This window comes from Nonomuraea sp. NPDC049129 (genome assembly GCF_040648495.1).
Lineage (GTDB): Bacteria > Actinomycetota > Actinomycetes > Streptosporangiales > Streptosporangiaceae > Nonomuraea.
In genome coordinates this window covers 39,155-66,106 of the sequence record NZ_JBEZDU010000013.1, presented here as the reverse complement: position 1 = coordinate 66,106, position 26,952 = coordinate 39,155, and the positions used below count along the sequence as shown (strand labels likewise).

26 protein-coding genes are annotated in these 26,952 nt (G+C 70.2%); 13 read left to right on the top strand and 13 right to left on the bottom strand.

All coding sequences use genetic code 11. From position 1 onward, the window contains the following. The first annotated feature begins 86 nt into the window (after nt 1-86). From AB0B64_RS35115 to AB0B64_RS35090, 6 genes are read left to right on the top strand one after another with little or no spacing between them, the layout of a single operon-like run. On the top strand, nt 87-1,085 hold the full coding sequence (locus tag AB0B64_RS35115) for a LacI family DNA-binding transcriptional regulator (protein ID WP_357951499.1): 999 nt from the start codon (nt 87-89) through the stop codon (nt 1,083-1,085). Then, nucleotides 1,082-2,344 (top strand): sugar ABC transporter substrate-binding protein, encoded by a 1,263-nt coding sequence (locus tag AB0B64_RS35110; RefSeq protein WP_358182760.1) that lies wholly within the window; start codon nt 1,082-1,084, stop codon nt 2,342-2,344. The genes AB0B64_RS35115 and AB0B64_RS35110 overlap by 4 nt, the downstream gene beginning before the upstream one ends. A gap of 2 nt (nt 2,345-2,346) precedes the next feature. Further along, nucleotides 2,347-3,225: a sugar ABC transporter permease gene (locus AB0B64_RS35105; RefSeq protein WP_357951502.1), complete on the top strand. Its 879-nt coding sequence runs from the start codon at nt 2,347-2,349 to the stop codon at nt 3,223-3,225. Beyond that, nucleotides 3,222-4,043 (top strand): carbohydrate ABC transporter permease, encoded by an 822-nt coding sequence (locus tag AB0B64_RS35100; protein ID WP_357951504.1) that lies wholly within the window; start codon nt 3,222-3,224, stop codon nt 4,041-4,043. The genes AB0B64_RS35105 and AB0B64_RS35100 overlap by 4 nt, the downstream gene beginning before the upstream one ends. Before the next feature lie 21 nt (nt 4,044-4,064). Next, entirely contained in the window at nt 4,065-5,591 is a 1,527-nt protein-coding gene (locus AB0B64_RS35095; protein WP_357951506.1) for a glucoamylase family protein, read from the top strand. Between the two features lie 27 nt (nt 5,592-5,618). Continuing rightward, complete coding sequence (locus AB0B64_RS35090; protein ID WP_357951508.1) at nt 5,619-7,421, top strand: hypothetical protein; 1,803 nt, start codon at nt 5,619-5,621, stop codon at nt 7,419-7,421. A 38-nt stretch (nt 7,422-7,459) separates the two neighbouring features. Here the strand turns inward: AB0B64_RS35090 and AB0B64_RS35085 are convergent, their stop codons facing one another. From AB0B64_RS35085 to AB0B64_RS35065, 5 genes are all read right to left on the bottom strand, one after another. After that, a complete protein-coding gene (locus AB0B64_RS35085; protein ID WP_357951510.1) occupies nt 7,460-7,915 on the bottom strand; it encodes a hypothetical protein in 456 nt (151 codons plus the stop codon). Nucleotides 7,916-8,045: 130 nt separating this feature from the next. Continuing rightward, nucleotides 8,046-9,413, bottom strand: coding sequence for a cellulase family glycosylhydrolase (locus AB0B64_RS35080; protein ID WP_358182756.1), 1,368 nt, complete (start codon nt 9,411-9,413; stop codon nt 8,046-8,048). Between the two features lie 2 nt (nt 9,414-9,415). Continuing rightward, complete coding sequence (locus AB0B64_RS35075) at nt 9,416-10,234, bottom strand: carbohydrate ABC transporter permease (RefSeq protein WP_357951513.1); 819 nt, start codon at nt 10,232-10,234, stop codon at nt 9,416-9,418. Then, complete coding sequence (locus AB0B64_RS35070; RefSeq protein ID WP_358182752.1) at nt 10,231-11,193, bottom strand: sugar ABC transporter permease; 963 nt, start codon at nt 11,191-11,193, stop codon at nt 10,231-10,233. Before AB0B64_RS35070 ends, AB0B64_RS35075 begins: the two co-directional genes overlap by 4 nt. Then, on the bottom strand, nt 11,190-12,470 hold the full coding sequence (locus tag AB0B64_RS35065) for an extracellular solute-binding protein (RefSeq protein ID WP_358182749.1): 1,281 nt from the start codon (nt 12,468-12,470) through the stop codon (nt 11,190-11,192). Before AB0B64_RS35065 ends, AB0B64_RS35070 begins: the two co-directional genes overlap by 4 nt. Before the next feature lie 148 nt (nt 12,471-12,618). Here AB0B64_RS35065 and AB0B64_RS35060 point away from each other — a divergent pair, with 148 nt between their 5' ends. Beyond that, complete coding sequence (locus tag AB0B64_RS35060; protein ID WP_358182746.1) at nt 12,619-13,641, top strand: LacI family DNA-binding transcriptional regulator; 1,023 nt, start codon at nt 12,619-12,621, stop codon at nt 13,639-13,641. Between the two features lie 139 nt (nt 13,642-13,780). Here the strand turns inward: AB0B64_RS35060 and AB0B64_RS35055 are convergent, their stop codons facing one another. Further along, the gene (locus AB0B64_RS35055) at nt 13,781-14,488 is read right to left on the bottom strand and encodes a hypothetical protein (RefSeq protein ID WP_357951519.1); all 708 of its coding nucleotides are present in this window, start codon (nt 14,486-14,488) and stop codon (nt 13,781-13,783) included. A 256-nt stretch (nt 14,489-14,744) separates the two neighbouring features. On the opposite strand from AB0B64_RS35055, the gene AB0B64_RS35050 reads away from it, so the two are divergent. Next, nucleotides 14,745-16,046 (top strand): MFS transporter, encoded by a 1,302-nt coding sequence (locus tag AB0B64_RS35050; RefSeq protein WP_357951521.1) that lies wholly within the window; start codon nt 14,745-14,747, stop codon nt 16,044-16,046. Here AB0B64_RS35050 and AB0B64_RS35045 read toward each other — a convergent pair. The 7 genes from AB0B64_RS35045 to AB0B64_RS35015 all read right to left on the bottom strand — a co-directional run bounded on the left by AB0B64_RS35045 (nt 16,026) and on the right by AB0B64_RS35015 (nt 23,060). Further along, on the bottom strand, nt 16,026-16,661 hold the full coding sequence (locus AB0B64_RS35045) for a hypothetical protein (protein WP_358182743.1): 636 nt from the start codon (nt 16,659-16,661) through the stop codon (nt 16,026-16,028). The genes AB0B64_RS35050 and AB0B64_RS35045 overlap by 21 nt on opposite strands. Nucleotides 16,662-16,741: 80 nt before the next feature. Further along, nucleotides 16,742-18,220, bottom strand: a complete 1,479-nt coding sequence (locus AB0B64_RS35040) for a hypothetical protein (protein WP_358182740.1) — start codon at nt 18,218-18,220, stop codon at nt 16,742-16,744. Next, a complete protein-coding gene (locus AB0B64_RS35035; protein ID WP_357951526.1) occupies nt 18,217-19,053 on the bottom strand; it encodes an ATP-binding cassette domain-containing protein in 837 nt (278 codons plus the stop codon). The genes AB0B64_RS35040 and AB0B64_RS35035 overlap by 4 nt, the downstream gene beginning before the upstream one ends. Then, on the bottom strand, nt 19,053-19,841 hold the full coding sequence (locus AB0B64_RS35030; RefSeq protein ID WP_357951528.1) for a zf-HC2 domain-containing protein: 789 nt from the start codon (nt 19,839-19,841) through the stop codon (nt 19,053-19,055). Before AB0B64_RS35030 ends, AB0B64_RS35035 begins: the two co-directional genes overlap by 1 nt. Next, the gene (locus tag AB0B64_RS35025; RefSeq protein ID WP_357951529.1) at nt 19,838-20,464 is read right to left on the bottom strand and encodes an RNA polymerase sigma factor; all 627 of its coding nucleotides are present in this window, start codon (nt 20,462-20,464) and stop codon (nt 19,838-19,840) included. Before AB0B64_RS35025 ends, AB0B64_RS35030 begins: the two co-directional genes overlap by 4 nt. Nucleotides 20,465-20,589: 125 nt before the next feature. Next, a complete protein-coding gene (locus tag AB0B64_RS35020) occupies nt 20,590-21,552 on the bottom strand; it encodes an SPFH domain-containing protein (protein WP_358182735.1) in 963 nt (320 codons plus the stop codon). A 185-nt stretch (nt 21,553-21,737) separates the two neighbouring features. Further along, nucleotides 21,738-23,060: an MFS transporter gene (locus tag AB0B64_RS35015; RefSeq protein ID WP_358182732.1), complete on the bottom strand. Its 1,323-nt coding sequence runs from the start codon at nt 23,058-23,060 to the stop codon at nt 21,738-21,740. Nucleotides 23,061-23,145: 85 nt separating this feature from the next. Here AB0B64_RS35015 and AB0B64_RS35010 point away from each other — a divergent pair, with 85 nt between their 5' ends. The 5 genes from AB0B64_RS35010 (at nt 23,146) to AB0B64_RS34990 (ending at nt 26,926) form a co-directional block, all read left to right on the top strand. After that, nucleotides 23,146-23,838 carry a GntR family transcriptional regulator gene (locus AB0B64_RS35010; protein WP_357951614.1) on the top strand — a complete coding sequence of 231 codons (693 nt, stop codon included), beginning with the start codon at nt 23,146-23,148 and terminating at the stop codon, nt 23,836-23,838. A 41-nt stretch (nt 23,839-23,879) separates the two neighbouring features. After that, on the top strand, nt 23,880-24,242 hold the full coding sequence (locus tag AB0B64_RS35005; RefSeq protein WP_358182729.1) for a DUF2203 domain-containing protein: 363 nt from the start codon (nt 23,880-23,882) through the stop codon (nt 24,240-24,242). A gap of 95 nt (nt 24,243-24,337) precedes the next feature. Beyond that, on the top strand, nt 24,338-25,339 hold the full coding sequence (locus tag AB0B64_RS35000) for a hypothetical protein (RefSeq protein ID WP_358182726.1): 1,002 nt from the start codon (nt 24,338-24,340) through the stop codon (nt 25,337-25,339). A gap of 5 nt (nt 25,340-25,344) precedes the next feature. Then, on the top strand, nt 25,345-26,319 hold the full coding sequence (locus tag AB0B64_RS34995) for a hypothetical protein (RefSeq protein WP_357951537.1): 975 nt from the start codon (nt 25,345-25,347) through the stop codon (nt 26,317-26,319). 79 nt (nt 26,320-26,398) lie between these two features. Next, complete coding sequence (locus AB0B64_RS34990) at nt 26,399-26,926, top strand: CGNR zinc finger domain-containing protein (RefSeq protein WP_357951538.1); 528 nt, start codon at nt 26,399-26,401, stop codon at nt 26,924-26,926. The last annotated feature ends 26 nt before the right edge of the window (nt 26,927-26,952 follow it).

The window sequence follows — 26,952 nt, the reverse complement described above, 5'->3', positions numbered from 1 at the left end:
GATGTTGACACGCCTGACAGACTGCCTTTCTGTAAGCGCTTACACAGCTGCGGGTGGAAGCGCTTACACAAAAAGGAGCAGCCTGGATGGACGTGACGATCTACGAGGTGGCGCGGCGCGCGGGCGTGTCGATCGCGACCGTGTCGCGCGCGCTGCGGGGCACGGGGCCGGTCGCGCCCAAGACGCGCGAGAAGGTGCTGAAGGCGGTCGAGGAGCTCCGCTTCACGCCCAGCCGCCTCGGTGTCAGCCTGGCCGAGGGCCGCCACGCCGCCAACGGCATCGTCTTCCCCAACCTCGCGGGCCCGTACTACACCGAGGTGCTGCTCGGCTACGAGGAGGTGGCCTCCGAGCTGGGCCGGTCGGTGGTGATCCTGTCCACCAAGGGCCGTAGCCGGGTGCACGACCTGGTCAAGGATCTCGCGGGACGGGTGGACGGGCTGATGGTGTTCGGCCACACGGTTCCGGATGACCTGGTCGCCGAGCTGGTACGGATGCGGATGCCGCTCGTCTTCGTCTCCCGCGAGCCGCTGGCCGGGGCCGACACGCTGCGCAGCGAGAACACCGCCTCGGCCCGCGCGCTGGCCGAGCACCTGCTGGGACACGGCTACCAGCGGTTCGCCTTCCTCGGCGCGCCGATCGCGACGGGTGACGACGTGGACGAACGCTGGCAGGGGGTCAGGTCCGTCCTCGGCACCGCGATCGAGGCGGTGCCGACGGAGCACTACACCGTCGAGTGCGGCTACCAGGCCGCCCTGACCCTGCTGCGCGCTCCGGCGCGGCCCGAGGCGATCGTCTGCTCCGACGACGAAGTGGCGCTGGGCGCCCTGCTCGCCGCCGAGGAGCTCGGGCTGGCCGTACCCGACGAGCTGGCCGTGACCGGGTGGGACGACATCATGGCCGCCCGCCACGCCCGCCCCGCGCTGACCACCATCCGCCAGCCGATGCGCGAGCTGGGCGCGCGCGCCGCGCGGGCGCTCGACGAGCTGATCACCGGCGCCCGCGACACCCCGAAACACCTCGTCCTGACCACCGAGCTGGTGCTGCGCGCCAGTTGCGGTCACCACCCCCAGGAGGAACCCAAGTGAACCCCTCGACCCGGCGCTCCGCCGCCGGTCTGCTCACTCTCGCGATACTGATCACCGGCTGCGGGCGCGGTGCCGACAAGGCACCCGAGAAGGCGCAGGACGTCAAGACCGGCGCGGCCGCCGGCGAGATCACCGTCTGGGGGATCGGCGAGGAGGGCAAGGCGCTCGGCGCCTTCGCCAAGGACTTCGAGAGCGCCAACCCGGGCGTCAAGGTGAACGTGACGCCGATGGGCTGGGACGTCGCCCACGACAAGATCACCTCGGCCATCGCGGGCAGCGCCACCCCCGACATCAGCATGATCGGCTCCACCTGGGCGGGTGAGCTGTCCAAGACCGGCGTGCTGGACCCCACGCCCGGCAACCTCATCGACAAGGCCGCGTTCTTCCCCGGCGCCTGGCAGACCGTGGACGTCAACGGCACCGCGTACGGAGTTCCGTGGTACGTCGAGACCCGCGTCCTGTACTACCGCACGGACCAGGCCGAGAAGGCGGGCGTCAAGCCGCCGGCCACCTGGGCCGAGCTCAACACGTTCGCCAAGGCGCTGAAGGAGAAGGGCGGCGCCAAGAAGGGCTTCCAGCAGGGCTACACCGAGGGCTCCTGGCAGGAGCTGGTGCCGCTGATCTGGCAGGCCGGCGGCGAGATCGTCAAGGACGGCAAGTACACCTTCGACACCCCCGAGGCGGTGACCGCGCTCAAGCAGTACGCCTCGCTCTTCCAGGAGAAGCTGGCTCCGAACGACACCGCCAAGGGCGCCTTCCCGCAGAACTTCATCAAGGGCGAGGTCGGCGGCTTCTTCTCCGGCCCCTGGATGGTCGGCGTGCTGAACAACGACGGCGGCGCGGACTTCAAGGACAAGTTCGACGTCGCGCCCTATCCGAAGGGCCCGGTCTCGGCGACCAGCTTCGTCGGCGGCTCCGATCTGGTCGTCTTCAAGCAGGCCAAGAACCGCGACGCCTCCTGGAAGTTCATCCAGTGGCTCACCGACCCCAAGGTGCAGGCCAAGTGGTACACCACGGTGAAGGCGCTGCCCAGCGTCCAGGCGGCCTGGCAGGAGCCGGAGCTGGCCTCGGACAAGCAGCTCGCGGTCTTCGGCGAGCAGCTGAAGGACGCCAAGACGCCGCCGCCGTACCCGACCTGGGAGCAGGTGGCGAAGGTGTTCGAGACCGAGCTGGAGAAGCTGGCGCTCGGTAAGCAGACGCCGGAGCAGACGGCCAAGGCCATCCAGGCGCAGGCCGACACGATCGGCACCGGCCTGTAGTGATGACGCTGCTTCGCAGGGGCGGGCTCGGCTGGGTGTTCGTGCTGCCGTTCGTGCTCATGTTCGTGGTGTTCTACCTCGGGCCGCTGCTGGCCGGGCTGGGCATGAGCTTCACCGACATGCGCAGTACGGACGTCACCGACCCGCTGGCCGTCGACCCGGTCGGCGTCGAGAACTACATCAGGCTGGCCGGCGACGAGGCGATGCGCAAGGCGGCGCTGAACACCGCGATCTTCGTGGTCACCGGGCTGCCGCTGACCATCGGGCTCGGCCTGGCCGCCGCCGTGGCGCTGAACTCCGGCATCGCCCGGCTGCCCGCCGCCTTCTTCCGGCTCGGCTACTACCTGCCGCACATCACCAGCATCATCGGCGTCGCGGTCGCGTGGAAGTTCCTGCTGGAGCCGGAGGCGGGACTGGTCAACCGGCTGCTGGGGCTGGTCGGCCTCCCGGGGGCCGCCTGGCTGCAGGATCAGGCCACCGCGCTGCCGTCGATCATCGTGATGACGGCCTGGCGGAGCTTCGGGTTCGACATGGTGGTCCTCCTCGCGGCGCTGCAGGGGATCCCCCGGGAGCTGTACGAGGCGGCGGAGGTGGACGGGGCCGGGCCGTGGAAGCGGTTCAGGTCGGTCACGCTGCCGCAGCTGCGGCCGGTGATCCTGTTCTGCACCGTCTACAGCTCGACCGGGTTCCTGCAGTTCCTGGAGGAACCGCTGATCATGACCGGCGGCGGGCCGCTGAACTCCACGCTGTCGGCCTCGCTGGCCATCTTCAAGCAGTTCGGCGTGGGCAACTACGGCTACGCGGGGGCCGCCGCGACCGTGCTGTTCACGGTGATCATCGCGCTGGCCGTACTTCAGCTCAGGATCGGGAGGGCGCGGTGAGGCGGACCCGCAGGCAGAACCTGATCACCTACCTCGGCCTGAGTGTCGGGCTGCTGCTGGTCGTCGGGCCGTTCTTGTGGGCGGGGCTCAGCTCGCTCAAGCCGGAGCCGGAGATCCGGCGCGACCCGCCGACGTTCTGGCCCGAGACGTTCACGCTGGACAACTACTCCGAACTACTGCAACGGGTGCACATCGGGCAGGCGTTCGCGAACAGCGTGTTCGTCGCGCTGGTCATCGTGGCCGGCAACCTGCTCTTCTCCTCGATGGTCGGCTACGGGTTCGCCAAGATGCGCTTCCGTGGCAGGGACGCCGTCTTCGGGCTGGTGCTGGTGCAGATGGCGGTGCCGGCGATCGTGCTGATGATCCCGCAGTTCGTGCTGATCGCGAGGCTCGGCATGGTCAACACCTTCCTCGGCATCATCCTGCCGGGGCTGATCACGCCGCTGGGTGTGTTCATGATGCGGCAGTTCATCGCGGAACTGCCCGACGAGCTCATCCACGCGGCGCGGGTGGACGGGGCGGGGGAGTTCCGGATCTTCTTCAGGATCGTGCTGCCGCTCTGCAAGCCCGCGATGGCCACGCTGGGCCTGATCACCTTTCTCGGATCATGGAACAACTTCCTCTGGCCGGCCGTGGTGGCGCAGTCGGAGGACGTCTACACGCTGCCCGTGGCCCTGAACATCCTCAACAGCCACGAGGGCAGCCACTACAACCTGCTCATCGCCGGGGCGATGATCGTGGTCGCGCCGATCCTCGTCCTGTTCGTCTTCCTGCAGCGCTTCTTCATCCAGGGCATCGCCACGTCCGGACTCAAGTAGCTCGAGTTGAGGAGCACCCCCATGCGCAAGACCGCCGTGATCGCCGGCCTGCTGGTGCTGGCCGCCGCCGCTGTGCCCAGCCCGGCCAGCGCTTCATCGGGAAATAGCACGTTATTTCAGTACGCAAAGGACACGTGGCGGTCGATGGCCGCCATGGTCGACCCCGCCACCGGCATCCCGTCCGACAAGGTCACCGGCGACCTGAAGACCAGGGCCAAGGTCACCTCGCCCACCAACATCGGCACCTATCTGTGGAGCACGCTCGTCGCCCGCGACCTGCGCGTCATCGCCTCCGGCGAGGCCACGGCCCGCGTCGGCAAGGTGCTCGACGCGCTGGAGCGGATGGACCGCGACACCCCGACCGGCCAGTACTACAACTGGTACGACCCGGCGACCCTCCAGCTCGTCCACACCTGGCCCGACAACGGCGACCCCGTGTCGCTGTTCGCCTCCAGCGTGGACAACGGCTGGCTGGCCACGGCCCTGATGATGGTCCGCAACGCCGTGCCCCGCTACTCCGCACGGGCCTCGAAGCTGGTCACGTCCATGAACTTCGCGTCGTACTACGACCCGGCCGCCCGCCCCGACGCGGGCACCGGGCTGCTGCGCGGCGGCTTCTGGCCGCAGAAGCCGGAGGGCTGCTCGGTCGAGAGCGACTACGCGGGCACCGGCACCAAGGTCTGGTCCACCTGCCACCACTATGGCGCGCCCGCCGAGACCCGCATCGGCCAGTACGTGGGCATCGCGCTCGGCCAGATCCCGCCCCAGAGCTACTTCGGCCCCTACCGGACCTTCCCCGACAACGGCTGCGACTTCGGCTGGCAGGACCAGAAGCCGGTCGGCGCGTGGAAGACGTACCTGGGCGTCAACGTCTGGGAGGGCACATACGGCTACCGCGGCATGAGGTTCGTCCCGAACTGGGGCGGTTCGATGTTCGAGGCGCTGATGCCGGACCTGGTCGTGCCCGAGGCGAAGTGGGCACCCCGGAGCTGGGGCCGCAACCACCCGGTGTTCGTCAAGGCGCAGATCGAGCACGGCCTGAACGAGGCGAAGTACGGCTACTGGGGCTTCTCGCCGTCCAACGACCCGCGCGGCGGCTACCGCGAGTACGGCGTGGACCCGCTCGGCATGGACACCCCCGGCTACACCTCCGACGAGGAGCGCACCAGCACCGATCCCGGGTACGAGGGCTGCCGCCCGGCCCAGCCGGAACCCACCGCCTACGGCGAGGGAGTCGTGACCCCGCACGCCAGTTTCCTGGCTCTGCCGTACGCACGGGCCCAGGCGATGGATAACCTGGCCAAGATCCGCAAGAACTTCGACGCCTACGGGCCCGGCGGTTTCTACGACTCCGTCGCGGTCCGCTCGGGCGCCGTGTCGAAGTGGTACCTCGCGCTCGACCAGGGCATGGTCATGGCCGCCCTGGGCAACGTGCTCACCGGCGGCGACCTGCACCGTTACTTCGGTGGCGCGGGCGTCGAGGCGAAACTCCGGCCGGTGATGGAAATCGAGGAGTGGGCCGTTCAGGGGGTCCCTCCCACCAACTGAACCCTCCAACAGATCGGGGAATCCCAGATGAGTACGGCTGATGCCGCGCACCGTGACTGGCGAGAACGCATCCACCAGGCGTCGGGGCAGGCGGTTCCGGCCGCCGAGCTGAGCCTTCCGGCGCCGGCCGGGCTGCGGGCCGTCCCCGGCGTGGGCCATGTGACGCTGACGTGGGAACCCGTGCCGGAGGCGATCGGCTACCTGGTGCACAGGGACGGCGTCGCGGTGTCGCAGCCCGACGTGGACGTGGCCGCCGTGCCCGCCTGCCGCTATGTCGACACGGGACACGGCGCGGCGTCGTACACGGTCGCGGCCGTCGCCTCCATGGAGACCGTCGGGCCCGTCTCGGCGGCGGTCCCGGCGGCTCCGCTGGCGGGCGGTCCGGCGGCGGTCAGCGTGCGGGTCGACGCCGCCGCCGTGGCCCGTGACCTGCCCCGGCCGTGGCGGTACATGATCGGCTCCGAGCACCTGTCGTACCTGCTGAGCAAGGACGAGACAGGCGGCCGGCCCATCGGCGCGGAGCTCACCGAGGCGCTGCGCGTCGTGCGCGAGGAGTTCGGGGTCGAGACGGTCCGCGCCCACGCCATCTTCGGCGACGACCTCGGGGTCTACAAGGAGGTCGACGGCCAGGCGGTCTACGACTTCGGCAAGGTCGACGAGGTCTACGACACGATCATGGCGCTCGGCCTGCGGCCGATCGTCGAGCTCGGCTACATGCCGCGCGACCTGGCCGCCGACCCGTCCAAGACGGTGTTCGGCTACGAGGCGATCGTCTCCCCGCCCAAGGACTTCGAGGCCTGGAGCGACCTGGTCAGAGCATTAGTCGAGCACCTGGTCGACAGGTACGGGATCCAGGAACTCATCGAGAACTGGGCCTTCGAGGTGTGGAACGAGGCCAACCTCGCCGTCTTCTGGACGGGCACGCCCGAGGAGTACTTCCTGCTCTACGACGTCAGCGCCGCCGCTGTGAAGAACGTGCACCCGTCGCTGCGGGTCGGCGGGCCCGCCTCGGCGGCCAACGGCTGGGTGGAGGAGCTGCTCGCGCACGTCGCCGAATCGGGCGCGGAGCTAGACTTCATCTCCACCCACACCTACGGCAACGCCCCGCTCGACTGGCGCCCCACCCTGGCCAGGTACGGCATGCCGGACACCCCCATCTGGTGGACCGAGTGGGGCCCCACCCCGACCCACTTCCACGGCATCGGGGACGGGCCGTTCGGGGCCACGTTCCTGCTGCACGGCATGAAGTCGGCGGCCGGCCGGCTGGCCGCCGTGTCGCACTGGGTGGCCTCGGACCACTTCGAGGAGCTGGGGCGGCCGCCACGGCTCTTCCACGGCGGTTTCGGCCTGCTGACGGTCGGCAACCTGCGCAAACCCCGCTTCCACGCGCTCACGCTGGCCACCCGCCTGGGCGACGCCGAGCTGGCGACCGTGATCGAAGGTGACGCCGGTGGGGTCGAGGTCTGGGCGGCGCGGCACGCGGACGGGCGCGTCGGGGTGCTGGCCTGGAACGGCACGTTCAACCAGGCGCAGGCCGACGGGGCTCCGGAGCTGTCGCGCGCGGTCTCCTTGACGGTCGCGGGTCTCGACGGGGACTACACGCTCACCCACCACCGCATCGACGAGTGGCACTCCAACATCGGGGCGGTCTGGCGGGCGATGGGCGATGGCGACTGGCCCCAAGAGCACCAGTGGGACAAGCTGCGCTCGGACAACACCCTGGACGAGCTGACCCCGGCGGCCGTGGTCACGGCGGAGGGCGGTGCGGTGACGGTGGACTTCAACCTGCCGATGCCGGGCGTGTCGTTCGTCGAACTGACCCCGCGCTGACGCTCCAGAGCCCCTACCTCTGATGCCGTCGGAGGGGGTCAGAGGTAGGGGCGGGTGACCGTGACCAGGTCGGCGGCGGCGTCGCGGGTGCCGACGTAGACGGCCGTCTCGGGGGTGCGCTCCCGCACGTCGCGGTCGCGGATCGCGAACACGGCGGGCGCCGCCCCCACGTCGCCGTAGCGGGAGGTGACGGCGGCGTCGATCGCCCGGCGCGCGTCGGCCACCACGTCACGCGAGGTGTGCCCGGTGCCGGAGACGGCCAGGTAGCCGAGCAGCGCCGCGAACCTGGGCTCGCCCTCGGCCGCGGGCCGCTGCCGGGGCAGCACCGGGCGGTCGAGCCAGAACACCTTGCCCGCCAGGAACGCGGCGTAGCTCACGTCGTCATGGTCCAGCGTCCGTGCCGTCTCTGCCAGCAGCTCCCCGAACTCGGCCAGGTCCGCCTGCGGCGGCAGGTCCGTGGTGACGAACAGGGGCACGATCAGCGAGTCCAGCATGTGGGTATCCCTCCGTGAGGAGCCTCATCGTAGGGTGCGCCACCGACAATCCCGCGTGACGCCACAGCCGTGTCGCCAGAAGAAGACAGCAGCGGCGCCGGAGCATCGCGCCCGAAGACCGCCCCGGCAGTTACTTGCCCAGGTTCGCGGCCAGCAGGTCGAGCAGCGGCTGCCGTCGTACGCACTGCTCCAGCGCGAAGGAGTCGGCCAGCTCCACCACCTCGTCGTCGGACAACCCCCTGAACAGCTCGGCGTACTCGGGCAGCATCGCCTGCGCGATGAGGATGTGCCGGATCAGGTCGTCGGCCTGGTAACGCGCCCCCCACGGATAGGGAGCCCAGCCGGGCGCCTCGGCGTCGAGCAGCGTGTGCAGCGGCGCCAGGACGTCGGCCGACTCCTCCATGGTGGAGCCCCACCGGTCCGCGCCGAGCCGCCGCTTCTTGCCGATGAACGCCCCGAACCTGTCGAGGTACGGCCCCGCCGCGTGGACCAGCCCCTGCAGCCCGACATCCTTGTACGTCCACAGCGACCAGCCGGCCCCGTGCTCGTCGTAGATGTCGAGCTGGTCGCGCAGGATCCGGTAGCGCTGCTCGTCGATCTCGGGTTGGCCGGTGTAGACGGGCCCGAACTCACCCACCCACAGGGGCGTCCCCGTCGCGCTCTGGAACCGGGACCGCTTCTGGAAGGTCCGCTCCAGCTCGCGCCGGTCGCACCACTCGCCACGGGTGTAGCCGGGGTACGGCCCGCCGTGCGCGAACCCGGCCAGGGCGTAGTCGTGGCAGACGAAGACCGTGTTCCCGTACACCTCGCGGAAGATCGAGAAGTCCGTGGCGTAGGTGTTGCCGTCGAGGAACAGCACGTGCCGCGGATCGGCGGCGCGCAGCGCCTTGACCAGCCGGTCGTAGAACGGCCCGATCACCTTGCCGCTCGGGTCGCCGGGCTCGTTGACCGGGTTGTACCCGGCCACCCACGGATGCTCGCGGTAGCGGTCGGCGATGGCCTCCCATAGGTGGATGGCCCGGTCCTGGAAGTGGCGATGGTTCCAGAATGCGGCGACATGGGTGGGATTGTCGGAGTGCCAGTGCTGGTTCTGCGCGCCGGGCAGGGCGTGCAGGCCGATGACGCTGTACACGCCGTACGAGCCGAGCAGGTCGACCACCCGGTCGAGGTGGCGGAAGCCGCGCTCGATGACCTCGAAGGGCCGCTGGTCGGACTCGAGATGGCGGTAGTTGACCGGGATGCGCACGCAGTTCACCCCCAGCCCGGCCAGCAGCGCCGCGTCCTGTTCGGTGAAGAAGGAGGTCAGCAGCCGCTCGAAGAACAGCTCCGCCCGATCCTCGCCCAGCACCGCCTGTACGGCCTCGCGCATCGCCGTCTCGTTGGCGGGGTAGCCGGTGATGAAGTTCTCCATGTTCAGCCAGCCCCCGAGTCCCACCCCGCGTAGCCGTACCGGAGTGGAGTCGGCGGTGACGAGCCGGCTTCCGGACACCTGCAGCATGTTCACCCTTTCGTGGCACCAGCGGTAAGACCACCGATCAGGTGGCGTTCGGCGATGGCGTAGAACCCGAGCGCGGGCACCATGGCCAGGACGAGGTAGGCGAGGATCCGGGCGGTGTCGGTGCTGTACTGGCCCTGGAACTGCTGGATGCCCAGCGGCAGTGTCCATCCGGACTCGTCGCTGAAGACGACCAGCGGCAGCATGAAGTTGTTCCAGCTCCCGACGATCGCCAGGACGGAGACGGTGGCCAGCGCGGGCCGGGCCATCGGCAGCAGGATGCGCCAGAAGAAGCCGAAGGCCGAGCAGCCGTCGATGGTGGCCGCCTCCTCGATCTCGCCGGGGATGCTCCTGAAGAAGCCGCGCAGGATGAGAATCGTCAGCGGCAGCCCGAAGGCGGCCTGCGTCAGGATCACGCCGAGCGGGCTGTCTAGCAGGCCGAACGTACGCAGCAGCACGAAGATCGGCAGGATGGCCACCGCGAACGGGAACATCAGCCCCATCGTGAACAGCGTGAACAGCACCTCCCTGCCGCGGAAGGCGAACCTGGCGAAGACGAAGGCGGCCAGCGCCGACAGCGCGACGACGAGCACAGTCGAGGCCAGCGCGATGAACGTGCTGTTCCACAGCTGCCGCCAGAACGAGCCCTGGGTGAGCACGTCGGTGTAGTTCGCCGGGACCCACGGGTCGGGCAGGCCGAACGGGTTGACCGACAGCTGGGCGGTGCTCTTGAAGCCGCCGAGCAGCGCGTAGATCACCGGGATGAGGATGAACGCGCCGACGATCCACGCGATCACGTGCAGGGGCAGCGTCTGCCGTCTCATCGGCGGTCTCCCATCCTGGTGGTCGCGCCCTCGAGATCGCGGCGCATCACGAAGCGCTGGTAGGCCAGGGCGAAGACGAGGCTGAGGGCGAACATCACCACGCTGATCGCGCTGGCGTAGCCGACCTGGGACCGCTTGAACCCGAACTCAAGCATCGTGACGGCCATCGTCTCCGAGGAGTGCGAGGGCCCGCCCTGGGTGAGGATCCAGACCAGGTCGAACAGCTGGATCGTGTAGATGACCGACAGGAACACGCTGATCCTGATCGTCGGCCCCAGCAACGGCAGCGTGACGTGCCAGAACACCCGCCACGGCGTGCCGCCGTCGATCTGGGCGGCCTCGATCAGCTCGTCGGGGATGTTCTGCCGCCCGGCCAGGTAGATCATCATGTGGAAGCCGAAGTACTTCCACGTCATGACCAGGAAGAGCGACAGCATGACGGTGTCGGGATCGGCGAGCCAGTCGGAGTTCAGCCCGACCAGGCCCAGGATCCGGTTGGCCACTCCCGCGTCCGGCGACAGGATCAGTGAGAACAGCACGCCGGTGATCACTTCGGAGAGCACGTACGGCGCGAAGAACACCAGCCTGTACAGCGTCCGCCCGCGGATGCGCTGGTTGAGCAGCATGGCGATGCCGAGCGCGATGGGCAGCTGCACCACGACGGTCAGGACGACGAGGACCACCAGGTGCCAGACGTCGTCCCGGAAGACGTCCGTGCCGAACAGCCGGGTGAAGTTGTCCAGCCCGATGAAGTTCGTCGGCAGCCCGCCGAAGCCGTTCCACTTGAAGGCGCTGGCGTAGAAGGCGATGAGGATCGGCGCCACGACGAGCAGCAGGAACAGCACCAGCGCGGGCAGCACGAACAGCGCGATCGTCACCCAGCCGCGCCGCCGCCCCCGGGAGGGGGAGGCGGGGGCCGGGAGCGCGGGCGCCTCCGGTCCCCGGGTCAGCGTCGTCATTCGCTCTTGGCCACTTCCGTGATGGCCTCGACGACCTGCTGGGGCGTCTTGGTGCCGGCGATGAGCTGCGCCACGCTGTCGTTGACCTCCTGACCGACCGCGGGCGGGTACGCCTGGTCGAGGAAGAGCTGGAAGCCGGTGGCGGAGGCCAGCGACTGGGCCACCACCTTCAGGTTGGCGTCCTTGACCGCGCTCTCCTCGCCCTTCAGCACGGGAAGCACCCCGCCGGATTCGACGGCCTTGGTGTGATTGCCCTTCTCGGTCATGAACTTCACGAACTCCACCGCCTCCGCGGGCGCGTCAGCGCCCACCGCGATGCCACCGCCGCCGCCGAACGCCTCGGTGATCGCGCCCTTGCCGCCGTCGACCGTGGGGAAGGGGAAGAAGCCCAGGTTGTCGCCGAGTCCCTTGCCCGATGAAGCCTGCACGCTCGGCGCCCACTGGCCCATCAGCTCCATCGCGGCCTTGCCGTTGGACATGGTCGCGGCCTGGCCGTCAGGAGTGCCGTAGCCGGCCCCGAGGAAGCCCTTCTGGAACGGCTGCAGGTCGACCAGCGCCTTGAGCTGCTGGCCGGCGGCGACGAAGTCGGGCTTGGTGAAGTCGTGGTCCACTCCGGCCTGCTGCAGGGCGGGCAGCCCACCGATGCGCATGGCCAGGTAGGCCCAGTAGTAGTGGCCGGGCCACTTCTCCTTGCCGGCCAGCGCGATCGGGGTGGTCCCCGCCGCCTTCAGCTTCTTGACGGCTTCCAGGAGCTGCGCCCACGTGGCGGGCGGCGCGGTGATGCCCGCCTTGGCGAAGAGCTGCTTGTTGTACCAGAAGCCGACCATCCCGATGTCGGTCGGCAGCGCGTACGTCTTGCCGTCGAACTGGTAGGCCGCCAGCGACGCCTTGGTGAAGCCGTCCACAACGGGAGTGACGTCGGTGGTGATGTCCTTGACCAGGCCCGCGTCGATCTGCTGCTTCAGGACGCCGCCGCCCCACGTGGCGAACAGGTCGGGCGCCTTGCCCGACTGCGTGAGCGTGGTGATCTTGGCCTTGTAGGCGTCGTTCTCCAGGACGGTGAGCTTCATGGTGACGTTGGGATGCGCGGCCTGGAACTCCTTGGCCCTGGTCGCCCAGATCGTCTTCATCGGCTCGGAGGTCGACAAGTGCCACCACTCGAGCGTCACCTTCGCGGCCGAGGCCGGCTTGCCGCTCCGCGCGGGCTCCGGGGTCCCGCCGCCGCCGCAGCCGGCGAGGAGTAAGGCCGTGGCGACCAGTACGAGACTGCGCCTCATAGGGGTTCCCTTCTCCGCTGCTGAAAGTTTCGTTAAACCCCCGATAATTTCATTGCCCGGAGCATAAGTAACCTGTCTGTAATGCGTCAATAGCCATCGTGGAGGCGATCCCGACTCTGGGCCGAAAGTTTCGGTTAGACTCCGGCTCATGCCAGCGAAGAGGCGGGTGACGATCGCCCTGATAGCCGAGGAGGCCGGGGTCTCGATCCCCACGGTGTCCAAGGTCATCAACGGCCGCCCCGAAGTGGCCCCGGAGACTCGCCACCGCGTCGAACGGCTGCTGCACGAGCACGGCTACCAGCGGCGCACCAGCCAGGACGACACGCCCTCGGGGCTGGTGGACCTGGTGTTCGCCGAGATCGAGTCGCCGTGGGCGATGGAGATCGTCCGCGGCGCCGAGTCCGCGGCCCGCGACGCGGGGGCGAGCGTCGTCATGTCGGTCCTGCACACCCACGCGGGTCCCGGCAGAGACTGGCTGGACCGGCTGGCCTCGCGGCGGACGGACGGCGTGGTCGTCGTGGCCTCGAAACTCTCGACCGGGGTCCAGGCGCAGCTGAGCGCCCGTTCACTGCCGTTCGTGGTGGTCGATCCGGAGGGCGAGCCGGCGCCGGGCGTGGTCTCGGTGGGCGCCACCAACTGGCACGGCGGCCTGGCGGCCACCCGTCATCTCCTGGAGCTGGGGCACCGCAGGGTCGCCATGATCAGCGGGCCGGGCGACATGCTCTGCAGCCAGGCGCGCATCGACGGCTACCGGGCGGCGCTGGAGACCGCGGGCGTCGAGGTGGACCCCACGCTGATCCGCCGAGGGACTTTCTTGGTCGACTCCGGCCACGACCAGGGCCATGCCCTGCTCTCCCTGCCCGACCCGCCGACGGCGATCTTCGCGGGCAGCGACCTCATGGCCTTCGGCGTCTTCGAGGCGGCCCGCCAGCGCGGCCTGCGCGTACCCGAAGACCTGAGCGTCGTCGGCTTCGACGATCTGCCCCTGTCGAAGTCGGCCTGGCCCCCGCTCACCACGGTCCGCCAGCCGCTGCAGGAGATGGCCGCCCTGGCGACGCGCACGGTCCTGGCGATGAAGCGCGGGGAGGCCCCGGAGAGCCGGCGGGTGGAACTGGCCACGGACCTCATCGTCCGCGAGAGCACGGCGGCACTGGTCAAGCCCGAGGCTTGAGGGGCGACCGCACCGGGCGGCTCAGGTCGCGCGGCCCCAGCACGTGTCGGCAGCGGACCGCGCTGCCGCTGTACGTCCAGGCCGCCGCGGTTCGTTCGTCCGTGGCGGCCTGGACAGCGTTGTCAGGTCGACAGCGTTGTCAGGTCGCGAGCTGGCTTCCGTAAGCCCGCGCGACGAGCTCGGCCACCGCGCTGTGCGCGCCGAGCGGCTCGGAGTGACCCGCGCGGACCGCCGTGGCGGCCTGCTCGACCACCTCCGCCGACGCCTCGTGGCCGATCAGGCAGGGAGCGATGGCCAGGCGCGTGGCGCCGGCGGCCCGCAGCCGTTCGGCCGCCACCGGCACCCCCGGATCGCTGTCGAGAGAGGCGGCGACCACGGGGAGCGTGAGCCGCGAGGCGAGCAGCACCGCGGTCGCCTGGACGGCGTGCACGGCCCGCTCGCCGCCGACCGTGCCGAGGATGATGGCGTCGACGGGGCTGGAGACGTTCAGCAGCCGGACCCGGTCGGCCCTGGCCAGGCCGCGCTCGGCCAGCCTGATGTGCAGCGCCTCGGCCAGCAGCGGGTGCGGGCCGAGGGCCTCCGTCACGACCGCGTTCGACCCGGACGCCGCGACGGCCTTGCCGATCTCGGCCAGGACGATCGGATCGTCCCAGGTCAGCAGCGGCACCACGATCGACTCGCGCCCCGAGGGGAGCGAATCGGCGAGATCGGTAACGCTGGTGAGGCGCACCTCGATCTGAGGGTTGTCGACGCGTACCACGGCCGCGATCTCCGCTGCCACGCCCGAGGTGCTGCCCGGCACCGCGAGGACGAGGACAGGGGCGTCCGGCGGCAGGGACGTGGGCACGGGACGGCGGTGTCGACCGCCGCCCGGCCGGGGGGAACGTTCACGTACAGGCAGGCTCACAGGCGCGCAGTTTATGCCTATAAAGGGACCTGTGTTCTGCGAAATGGCCGCGATTCAATCACAACGCTGGCCGTGTGACCGAGATCACATCGTGATAGCCGCAAATCTTGACTTATCTGGATAAAGCGGCAAACTCAACAGCAACTAGAAACGCGTTCTAGAGCGACAGTCACGCACCGTCCCCCTAAGGACTGGTATGAAGCCGTTCTATGTCCGCGAGTTGAGCGTTTACCCCGTCGGTCGCCGACGGGTCTGGCTCCTGGCGATAGCCGTGCTGGCGAGTCTGGTGGCCAATTTCGAGACGACGATCGCCACCATCCTGCCGTTGCTGCTGGACGACCTGAAGATGTCCCTGACGGTCTACGGGCAGATCGCCGCCGTCTCGGTGCTGGTGGGCGGGCTGTCGGCCGGGTTCGGGGGCATCCTGTCCGACCGGTGGGGCCGGGTCACGATCCTGGTGCCCACGCTGACCGTCACCGCGGCCTGCAATTTCCTCCTGGCCACCGTGGACTCGGTCGGCGAGCTGTTCGCGGTGCGCTGCCTGATGCTGTTCATCGAGGGCGCGGGCATCACGATCACCGCCTCGCTCGTCCGCGACTTCTCGCCGCGCCTGGGCCGTGCGCAGGCGTTCGCGTTCTGGACCTGGGGGCCGGTCGGCGCCTCCTTCCTCGCCTCGTTCATCGCCGGCTTCACGCTGCCGATGTTCGGCAACGCCTGGCAGTCGCAGGCGGTCATCATGGGCGTCGTCTCGCTGATCCTGTGCGGGGTCATCATCTGGCAGATCGCCGAGCCGTCGGCGGCCCTGCGGGCGCAGATCATGCGGCAGGAAGAGGCGGTGGTCTCCGAGGAGAAGATCGATCCGGGCAAGGTGAAGGAGTTGTTCCGGCATCCGCACCTCTGGGCCCACGTGCTCGGCAACACCGGCTGGCAGGTGCTCTACTGGACCTTCGCGATCTTCGGTCAGACGATCCTGGCCGACTCGTTCCGGATGGAGACCGCTGAGGCCAACCGCGTCGTCGCCTTGGGCATCCTGCTCAACGCGCTGGCCGTCATCGTGGTCGGCCGGATCTCCGACCGGTTGGAGCTGCGCAAGCCGTTCACGGCCGTGGGCATCGTGCTGACGGTCGCGACGCTCGCCTACTTCATCAGCCTCATCGGCACGGGCGCCACGGTCGGCACGGTCACTCTGGTCTACGCGATCCTGTTCCTGGTCCTGGGCGTCGCCTATGTCCCCTGGATGGCGAACTTCTCCGAGGACGCCGAAGACGTCGACTCCCGGCTCCAGGGCGCGGCACTGGGTCTGTGGGGAATGGTGGTCCGGGTCATGATCGTGGCCCTGCTGGTGATCTCGCCGACGGTGGTGAAGGCCGGCGGCGGGTGGGGAACCTGGCTGTGGGTGGCGCTGGCCGGCCAGGTGGTCTTCCTGCTCTCGATCGCCGCCTTCAAGGGCTCCTGGCGCCGCCCCCGCGCCGACGAGTCACCGAAGGTCACGGCCTGACACCACCAGCCACAGGTACGGCACCGGCAACGCGAACAGCCAGAACCGGTGCGCCTCGTCCCAATGCCCGAACCCGCACGTCGGCGGCCACAGCCTGACCTCCGGCGGCAGCAGGATCGTGCCCAGCACCAGAACGAGCTGCACGACCACGGCGGCCATGGCGGCCTGCCGTCCGGCGGCGTACCGGACGGCGGTCGCCGCGGCCGCCAGCCCGATCCCCAGGCAGACACCCACTTCGATCAGCATGTCCCCGACGGGGAACAGGGTCTCCTCGGGCAGCCTCGACAGTACGTAGGCGAAGGCGCCCAGCCACACGGCGACGGCGGGGCCGCCGGCGAGCAGGCACCGCTGAGCTTGCCGCAGCCGGTGCCGCACCGGCTCCGGGCCACCGGACATGGCGTCGACCAGCGCGAAGGCGGCGGCGGAGCCCAGGAGCGTACCGGCGATCCGCAGCAGGATGAGCCCCATGGCGCTGGTGAGCGGCTGCCCGAAGTCCGCGAGCGTGACCAGCGCCGCGGTGAAGAGCGTGACCACCGCCAGCGGGGCCCAGTCGATGGCCCGGACGAGCGGCCGCAGGAGCAGGAGCGGCACAACGAGCCGCGCCGTCTTCGGCACGGTTGCCGGCGAGGTCGTCGGCGGGCTTGTCGGCGCGGTCCCAAGCGCGGGTGGAGGAGCGGGCGCGGTTCTTTGCGCGATCATCGACATGGGGTCCCTTTCGGCTTGCTGATCGGGTAGCGCTGGGGGAGTCCGAGCAGCGGAAGCGCCTGCTCGACGGTGGTGGCGGGGCGCATGAGCGTGTCCCAGTTGGTCCAGACGCGTTCCCGGGCGCCGGGGGACTGGAGCAGGAGCTTGGCGTATCCGATCTCGCTGTCCCCGTAGTCGATGAGGGAGCGTAGGGCTGTGCGCCCGTCCATGTTCAGGGTTTCCTGAGGGAGAGCGATCGCCGAGGCTTGCCCCATCAGCCAGAGGGCGACGACCATGCGGGCCTGTCCACGCGCGTCGCACGCGTTGTCGAAGTCGTCGATGATGTCGAGCGCGACGCTCTGCGCCAGCAGCTTGCGCTGGTCAGACGCGCCCCACGCCATGGGCGCGATGGCGACCCGATCTTCATTCGTGTACCACCAGTTCGAGGTGTACTGCTTCACCAAGGGAACACGAACGCGCGCGTCCGGTGGCACGGCGCGGACGATGGGCGCGACCACTCCGGCCCACAGCGGGATCCACGACGCGTAGTCCGACAAGGCGCAGTAGCGGACTCCCTCACGCCGCTCGCACCGGTAGGCGTCCCGGCCGAAGTACTTCTCCCGCACGCGCGTGTCGACGTCGTCAATGGTCAGCGTTCTTCCGGTCGGGAAGAGGGCCACGGGCCGTACCGCCGCCGCGGTGGCCCCCGCGGGCACCGCGACGGCCAGCGCGACCACGGCCGCGACGAGCGTTACCGGCCGGCGCCCGTGCCGCAGCAGCGCGGCCAGGCCCGCCAGCACGGCCAGGGCCAGGACGTAGACCAGGTGGGGGCCGGTCGGCCGGTCGGGCCAGTCCATCCAGTGCGTCTGCATCACCGGCAGCCACCAGGTGCCGGGGTTGGTGTTGAAGAAGATGAGCAACCCCAGCCCGGCCACGACCACCGGCCCCGCGATCAGCCAGCTGACCCATCGGCCCACGGCCACGCCGAGGGTGGCGGCCAGCGCGCCGACGCCGAGCGCGGTCAGCGGCTCGAACATGTCCAGCCGCCCGCCGGCGGGCCCGCTCAGCGCCCGTACCAGCAGATAGCCGCCGACGACCAGCGCCTGTCCCACCACGGCGACCACGACGGCCGCGAACAGCACCGCCCTGGTACGCACCTCGGCCCGCCCCGGCAGACCCGCGAGAAGCTCCGGCATCCGGTGCCGCCCGTCGCGGGACACGGCCAGGCTCGCCACCACGAGCAGCGCCCCGGCCAGGCAGGCGGCGATCCCGGTGGCGTGGACCGGATCGACGGTGAGGTCCGGCTGCTGGTCCCGGCTCAGGCGCAGCTGTACGGCCAGGACCAGCGCGGCCATGCCCCACACCAGTGGATGCCTGGCCATCCGGCGCAGCTCGACCCGGAACAGCTGACCGGTCATACTGCCGCTCCCCTCGGCGGACAGTCGCTCGGTCATGGCGAGGCTGTCGTCGGTGGACGACCGGCCGGTCACGCGGCCTCCCCGATCAGCAGCAGATAGCCGTCCTCCACACCTGGATCGGTGGGTTCGGCCCCGGGCGGGCGGTCGCCGAGGGTGCGGTAGCGGCCGTCGGCGGTGCGCCAGAACAGCCGCGACTCCGTCGGCGGCCGGTCCGACAACCACACCTGCCCGGCCGCGGTGGCGGCCAGCCCGCCCGGGGTTCCGTCGAAGACGACGCGGCCGCGGGCCATGGTGACCACGCGCTCGCAGAGCGCCGCGACGTCCTCCGTCTGGTGGGTGGAAAGGAGCACCGTACGACTCTCGCCGAGCCGGGAGACGAGCGCCCTGAACAGCATCCGCTGCTCCGGGTCCAGGCCCACGGTCGGCTCGTCCAGGATCAGCAGCTCCGGCTCGCCCAGCAAAGCCTGGGCCAGGGCCAGCCGCTGGCGCATGCCGCCGGACAGTTTGCGGACCTTCGTCCTGGCCTGGTCGGTGAGGTCCACCTCGGCCAGCACCCGCCGCACCTCGCTGTGGCGGTGCCGCCTGTCGGTCAGCTCCTTGAGTATCGCCACGTAGTCGACCAGGTCGAACGCGGTGAAGTGCGGGTAGTGGCCCGGGTCCTGCGGCAGGTAGCCGAGCCTGCGCCGCAGCGCGGTGCGCTGGGTCGACTGCGCGGGGTCCAGGCCGAACGCGTCGACGTGGCCGCCGTCATAGGACAGCGTGGTGGCCAGGCAGCGCAGCAGCGTGGTCTTGCCCGCGCCGTTCGGCCCGAGCAGCCCGGTCACGCCGGGCCCGACGGACAGGGTCAGCCCGTCGAGCACCTGCTTGTGGCCGTACTTCTTGGTCAGGTCACGGATGTGGAGCATCAGGCGGTCACCTTGGAGTAGAGGCGTAGGGACATCAGCAGGGCCGCGCAGCCGTACCCGATCTGCGCGGCGAGCCCGAAGGCGGCGAGCAGGTCACCGGTGGCGCCGCCGGCGGCGGCCACCCCCAGGAGCCAGAGGCCGCCCGTCGTGAGCGCGGACAGCGGCACCGGCAGCCACGACGACAGCAGGAGGCAGCAGGACGTCATAGCAAGCGACGGCAGCAGCCACGCGGCGCTCAGCCACGCGGGGGCGGGCAGCAGCGGCGACGCCGCCGCGGCCAGCACCACGGCCACGGCCAGCGTGCCGGTGGCCCTGATCAGCAGCAGGCGCGCTCCCGACAGCGGGGTCGCGGCCAGCGACTCGTGCACCGGATCCACCCGCGGCCCGTAGGCGAGGGCGATCCCGGCCAGCGGCAGTATCGGCGCGACGGCCAGGAACAGCGGCAGGAACGTGGCCGACTCTCTGGCCGCGAGCACCGCGAACGTCAGCGCCGCGACCACCGCGGCGACCCACGCCCCGTTCATCGTCGGCGTGGCGGTCAGCAGCCTGGCCACGTGCTGGGGCACACCGCACAACCCCAGCAGCCGCTCCATCGGCGACGGGCGCGGGCTGAGCACCTCGGCCTCCAGCCGCTGCCACGAGTCCCGCAGCCAGTCTTCTTCGTACGGCACCGCCGCCCGGCAGTCCGGGCAGCCGCCGAGGTGCGCGTCCACGGACATCGCCCGGGCGGGATCGAGCCCGCCTGACAGGTAGGCGTCCATGAGATCGTCGCTGATGTGCCAGCTCATGCGAGTTCCTCCCTGAGCCGAGCCCGAGCCCGCATCGCCCGGGTCTTGATGGTTCCTTCCGGGACGCCGAGCAGCCGGGACGCCTCCTTGACGGTCAGCCCGTCGAGCACGGTCGCCTGGATGACCGCGCGCAGCTCCGGCGAGAGGCGGTTGAGGGCGGCGCCGAGGTCCCCGTGCTCGACACCGAGGAGCGCGACGTCCTCGGCCGACGCGATGGCGTGCTCTTCGACGGCCCGTTCGGTGAGGGGTCGCTCATCGAGGGCCCGCCCTTCGACCGGCCCGCTGCCGAACCGGTGCGGGCCGAACCGGTGGGAGCCGCGGCCGCGCAGGGCCGAGACGAGGCGGCGCACCGCGATCGTCCACAGCCAGCCCGCCGTGTTGCCCCCGTCGAAGCGGGCCGCCGACTTCCACACCGCGAGGAAGGTGTCCTGCAGGGCGTCGTCCACCGCGTCAGGGTCGGCGCAGCGCCGGGCCAGCCGGGTTCTGAGCCAGGGGGCGTGCCGGCGGTGGAGCAGGCGCAGCGCCGTGACGCTCTCCGCGGCGATAGCGGCGATCAACTCGGCGTCCGTGCTGTCGGAGCCGACGTCCGGGGGCTCGCGCCTGCTGAGGTGGAACCGTTTCACACCTCAGCTATCGCACATGAGTGCCTGAACGGTTCCCAACCGGCCGAGAACACTCAACCGGCCGAGAACACTCAGCGGGTCGGGGTCACTCAGTGGGCCGGAGTCACTCAGCAGGCCGGAGTCACTCAGCGGGCCGGGACCACGATGGACTGCGGGTTCCCCGGGGCGTAGACGGTGATGCCCTGGGGGAGCGACTTGAGCTTGTCGATCTCGGCGCAGGCCGGGCATTTGTCGTAGCCCTCCTGCCGGGCCTGGTTCGCGGCCGACTCGGCCTTGGCCTGGGCCACCCGGGCCTGGGCCTCGGAGACGGCGGCGTTGGCGGCCAGCGATCTGTCCACGGCCTGCTGCACCTCGGCCGGCAGCGTCACCTTGGCCAGGGTGAACCGCAGGCCGGTGAAGAACTCGCCGCCCAGCGCCTCGGGCAGGTCCCGGGCCAGGGTGGCGTTGACGGCGTTCTGGACCCTGGTGATGTTCGTGTTGCTGCCCTGGGTCTTGATGTCGCCGCCCTGGTCCTTGAGCGCGGTGTTCGCCAGCAGAGAGCACGAGGGGACGAGTTCGGCGCAGCGCATGTTGCCCAGTTGCCCGCGCAGCGCATTGTCCACCACAGGGCGGACGGCCTGGCCGAAGAACGCCGACCAGCCGTCGTCGCCGTCCCACGCGGCCAGCGACTCGTCGTTCTGGGCGCGGTACGTGCGCGTGCCGTACTTGTCGTCGAATCTCTTCAGCGTGTCGTGGTCGAGGTTGAGCGTGAAGTACAGGGTGCCCTCGATGCCCAGGTTCACGCCGTCGCTGCTCGGCACCGTCACCACGTCCACGCCGAGCGTGGTCGCGCGCTTGGCGTCGGCGGTGATCGTGTAGAAGCGCTGTTGCGCGGGATAGGGGTGGACGGAGGACCACATGCCCGTCCAGGTCAGGCCGGAGCCCGGGTCGATGACCTGGCGTACCTGGTTGTCGTCGAACCAGCCGCCGTCGCGGACCACGGCGATCTCGCCGCCTTCGGTGCTCTCCAGACCGCCGATCGCCCCGATGACGGTGGGGATGGCGAGCAGCGCGGCGAGGACCAGGATGACCGACAGGGTGATGCGCACGGAGACCTCCCGCGCGGGCGGCGGTGGCAGCCACCGCCCGCGCATTTTCGCGGCAGACTTGCGGAGGTACGGCCGATCACGTGGACGGTGTCCGGCCGAGGGCGGGACGCTCGGGCCCCGTCGTGGGACGGCGCTGGAATCGGCGCGCTCAGGCTCGTTGCGCTACGTCGCCGGAGGCGGTGGGCTCAGGCTCGTTGCGGGATGTCGCCGGGGTCGGCGGCGGGGTCGGCGGTGATGTCCAGGTCGCGGGTCTCCGGCGCGATGGCCAGGCCGACGGCCGTGACGGCCAGCGCGGCCACCACGTAGAGGGAGACCGCCGTCGTGGTTCCGTACGCGGCGAACAGCTTCAGCGCGATGATCGGCGCCAGCGCGCCCCCGACGATCCCGGCGACCTGGTACCCCATGGACGCGCCGCTGTAACGGAGCCTGGTGCTGAACAGCTCGGCGATGAAGGCGGCCTGCGGGCCGTACATCGCCGCGTGGGTGATGAGCGCGACGATCGCGGCCAGGGCGATCAGCGGGAACGACTTGGTGTCGAGCAGCGGGAAGAAGACGAACACCCAGACCGCGGCGCCGATGACGCCCGCGAAGTAGACGGGCCGCCTGCCGACCCGGTCCGACAGCGCGCCGAACAGTGGGATCAGCGCCAGTTGCAGCGCCGACCCGATCAGCACCGCGTTCAGCCCCACCGAGCGCTCCAGCTTCAGCGGGCCAGTGAGGTAGACCAGGATGTAGGCGGTGAAGGTGTAGAAGGCCACGTCCACGCCGATGCGCGCGGTGAAGGCCGACAGCAGCGCGCGCGGGTGCGTACGCAGGACCTCCAGCAGTGGCATCTTCGCCTTGGCGCCCTGCCGGGCCAGCTCCGTGAACAGCGGCGACTCCGTGACCTTCAGCCGGACCCAGAGCCCGACGAGCACCAGCACGCCCGACAGCAGGAACGGCACCCGCCAGCCCCATGACAGGAACGCCGCGTCCGAGAGCGTGAACGACAGGATCGCCAGCGTTCCGGTGGCCAGCACGTATCCGGCGGGCACGCCCACCTGCGGCCAGCTGGCGTTGAAGCCGCGACGGCGGTCGTCGCCGTGCTCCAGCGACATGATGACCGCACCGCCCCACTCGCCGCCCAGGCCCAGCCCCTGTACGAACCTGAGTGTGGCCAGCAGGACCGGCGCGAGCGCGCCGACGCTGTCGTAGCCGGGCAGCACGCCGATGAGGAACGTCGAGACGCCCATCACCAGCAGCGTCACGACCAGCACGGTCTTGCGGCCCGCGCGGTCGCCGAAGTGGCCGAACACGATCCCGCCGAGCGGCCTGGCCACGAACGCGACGGCGTTGGTCGTCAGGGCCAGCAGGGTCGCGTTGAGCGGGTCGAAGGTGGGAAAGAACAGCTTGCCGAAGACCAGCGTCGCCGCGGTCGTGTAGAGGAAGAAGTCGTACCACTCCAAAGAGGTGCCGATCAGGCTGGCGAGGATCACCCGCCGGGTCTGCCGCGTGGAGCCTGTCATCATCGCTCCTTCGATCAGGGAGTTCTTATCAACATAAGGATCGTTGAACAATTCGACAATAGGTTTGTTGGATGATTCCCTGTTGACTGTGGATGACGCGGTGGACAGCCCCCTTTCGGATCTCGAACATGACCGGTCCAGGCTGGGCCGCAGCAGCACGGCCGAGCGGGTGGCCGACATCCTGCGCGACCGTGTCACCGAGGGCTTCTTCGAGCCAGGTCAGCGCCTGTCCGAGGAGGCCATCGCGGACGCGCTCGGCGTGTCGCGCAACACGCTGCGCGAGGCGTTCCGGCTGCTCGGCCACGAAGGGCTGCTGGACCACCGGCTCAACAGGGGCGTGTTCGTGCGGATCCTGTCGGCCGAGGACGTCGCGGACCTCTACCGCGTACGCCGGGTGATCGAGGGCGCGGCCGTCCGGCGCCGCCCGAGCGGCCAGGAGCTGGCCGTGATCAGGGAGGCCGTGGCCGACGCCGAGCGGGCCGCCGCCGACGACGACTGGCGCGGCGTGGGCACCGCCAACATCCGCTTCCACCAGGCGCTGGTGACGCTCAACCAGAGCCCCCGGCTCGACGAGGCCATGCGCCAGCTCCTGGCCGAGCTGCGGCTCGTCTTCCACGTCATGAAGAACCCGCGCGCCTTCCACGAGCCGTTCGTCACCCGCAACCGCAAGCTCCTCGAGCTCCTCGAAGCCGACCGGCCGGACGAGGCCGCCGCCTTCCTCGACGCCTACCTCGACGACGCCGAGCAACTGCTCGTGCGCGCCTACGAGCCGAACCGGTGACGATGATGCGCGCCTACGAGCCCACCCGATAGCGTTCGCACATGGCCAGGACGTTCACCCTCGACGAGGCGCGCTCGCTCATGCCGTCGATCATCGACGACGCCGGCGTGCTGATCGCCGCCCGCGCCGACCTGGCCGAGATCGCCTTCGACCGCGAGAGCGCCGGCGGGTCCGCGCTGGGCGGCATCCCCGAGATGAAGGCGATCGAGGCGCGCATCGAGGAGATCCTCAGCACCTGGACCGGGCAGGGCATCGAGGTGAAGGGGATCGCGCCGGTCCTCATCGACTTTCCCGCCGTGCTCGACGGGGTGTCCGTACGCCTGTGCTGGATCGAGGGCGAGACCGAGCTGACCTGGTATCACCGCACGGAACTGGGCTTCGCGGGCCGCCGCCCGCTGCGCTGACCACCTGTCCGGGCGGGCACATGAATGTGTCTCACCTGTGATCAACCCGTTTCACTCCGCCGGTATCTAACCGGACGAGTGAAGGGAACACCACCATGAGGCACACCTCAGCGGCCGCCGCGCTCCTCGCGTCGGCGGTCATCGGCGGGCTGGGGATCACTCCCCCCGCCGCGCACGCCCAAGCAGGCCCTTCCCAGGTCCGGGCGGCCTGGATCAAGACCTGCACCCACAAGAAGAACGAGACCACCTACCCCTGCGGCCACTGGCGGCTGATCACGCGTGACAGCGGGAAGCTCACCGTCAAGGACGCCGCCGCCACCGAGATCGACGGCAAGGGCAGGAAGCTCGACGACGCCGGCCTGTTCGCCATCAGCGGCGACGGCCGCGTGATCGCCTACGAGCGGGCCGGCGACCACCGCATCGTCGTACGGCAGGCGGCGGGCGGACCGGTCAAGGTGCTGGCCGCGTCCCTGGTGCCCAAGCGGTACGGGACGAGCCCGCTCAGCCTGTACCTGTCGCCCCAGGGGGACAAGCTGCTGGTCGACTCCACCGATGAGAAGGAGCGCGTCCCGTCCAAGGTGGTCACGATCGCCACCGGCAAGATCGTCGAGCTGCCCGCCAAGGACTCGATGAACGGCTTCAGCGCTGACGGGGGCGAGGTGTTGGCCCAGCGCTTCAATCGCGACAACACCCTCACGCTGATCGCGTACCGGGCCGACGGCACCTCGGTCAGGCGCACGCCGTCGCAGGTCGTGGCGAACTCCGCCATGACCGCGCTGGCCGCGGACGGCAAGACCGTCGCGGTGATCATCTCCGGGGACGAGGAAGCCAAGAAGGCCCCTCGGCTGCGGATCTACGACCTGGAGACCGGGGACCTCTCCGCGGGCGTGGATCTGGCGCTGAAGCCGGCGCAGACGCCGTACCTCGCCCAGTGGAGCGCGGACGGGCGGCTCACGGTGCTCGTGCAGACAGGTGACGAAGGCTCGACGGCGGTGGTACGGGAGTTCACCGTCGACACGGAGACCGGCGCCGCCACGCAGACGGACAAGTACTCGATCAGCAAGACCAGGTACGCCTTCAGAGTGGCGGGGGAGTGACGACCATGAAGATCAGGATCGCCGTGGCGATCGCGGCAGGGCTGGCCGCCCTGGTGACCGCGCCTCAGGCTGCCCAGGCCACGCCACATGACCACCACGACGGCATCCGCTACGCCTCGGTCAAGGGCTGCACGGTCAAGGGCGAGCAGCGGCCGTGCGGCGAGTGGCGGCTGGTGATGCACAGCGGGGAGAAGGGCTCCCTGCCCGACGCCGAGACCATCGCCCGCGAGGCGAACGGCAAGTCGTCGCACACCCAGGTCGCGCCCATCGCCGTCAGCGGTAACGGCCGGCGCGTCGCGTACTTCACCAAGTCCGGGCGGCTGGCCGTACGGACCATGGGGGGCGGGGTGAAGGTCTTCGCCAAGGACGCGCTGCCGCGCGTGGCCCAGTACGACGTGACGTTCCAGCTCTCCGACGACGGCGGCCGGCTCGCGGCCGTCTTCGCCACCGACAAGGCAGTGAAGACGCGGATCTTCGACACGGCCACCGGCACCCTGCTCGGCTCGACGCCCGGCCGGCAGACGCTGCTCGGCTTCAGCGCCGACGGCGGCGAACTGCTAACCGAGGTCTCCGCCGACGAGTCCGTCACGGACCTGATCGCCTACAGCGAGTCCGGCGAGCAGCTGTACCGGGCCACGCCGCCGCAGATCGTCGCCTCGAACTCCCCGTCGGCCCTCGCGGCCGACGGCCGGACCACCGCGAACGTCGTCATGGGCGGCGCCAAGTCCCAGCTCGTCCTGTACGACATGCAGAGCGACCAGGTCATCGCCAAGCGGAAGGTCAAGCTGCCGGCCGGCGACCTCCACATGATCGACTGGACCGGCGAGCGGCAGGTGACGCTGCACCTCGTGCAGTACCCCGACGGCAAGGCGAACAAGATGACGATCGTCCAGATCGACACCGAAACCGGGGCCGTCAAGGTCCGGGACCACTACTCGCTCCTGAAGGACAGCTACGTCTTCGCGGCCTGCGGCGGCTGAGCTCTCGTCAGGTTCGACGCGGCACGGCGGGGCTGGGGGAGCCCCGCCGTTTTCGTGTCCGCGGGCATACGCTGCTGGCGTGGCGGTTCACTCGACCAAAGCGATGGCGGCCCGGGCCGTGGCCCTGTGCGTCGCGCTGCTGCACGAGGAGCCGTCGGCGGAGTCCGTCGCGCGGGTGCTGCGCGACCACGGCGAAACCGGCGACCTGGACCTGGGCGAGGCCGACCTGGCGGCGATGCGGGCCGCGGCGGAGCGGCTGGTCGCCGTCTTCGCCGCCGCCGGTCCCGACCTGGCGGCCGCCCGGCTGAACGATCTTCTGGCGACGGCCGCGCGGGCGCCCCGCCTGACGAACCACGCGGGCACGACTCCGTGGCACCTGCACGTGGACGGCGACGACTACGCGCCGTGGGGGGAGTGGTTCCTGGCCTCCTCGGCCCTGGCGCTGGCCGTCCTGCTGGCCGATCACCAGCGAATGCCGGGCGGGCTGTGCGCCTCGGCCACCTGCCGCCGGCCGTACCTGGACCTGGGAGGCGGCAGCCCGAGGCGCTACTGCAGCACGCGGTGCGCCACCCGCGAACGCGTCGCCGCTCACCGCGGCCGCACCTGACCGTCTCGGCGGCAACCGGCACGGCA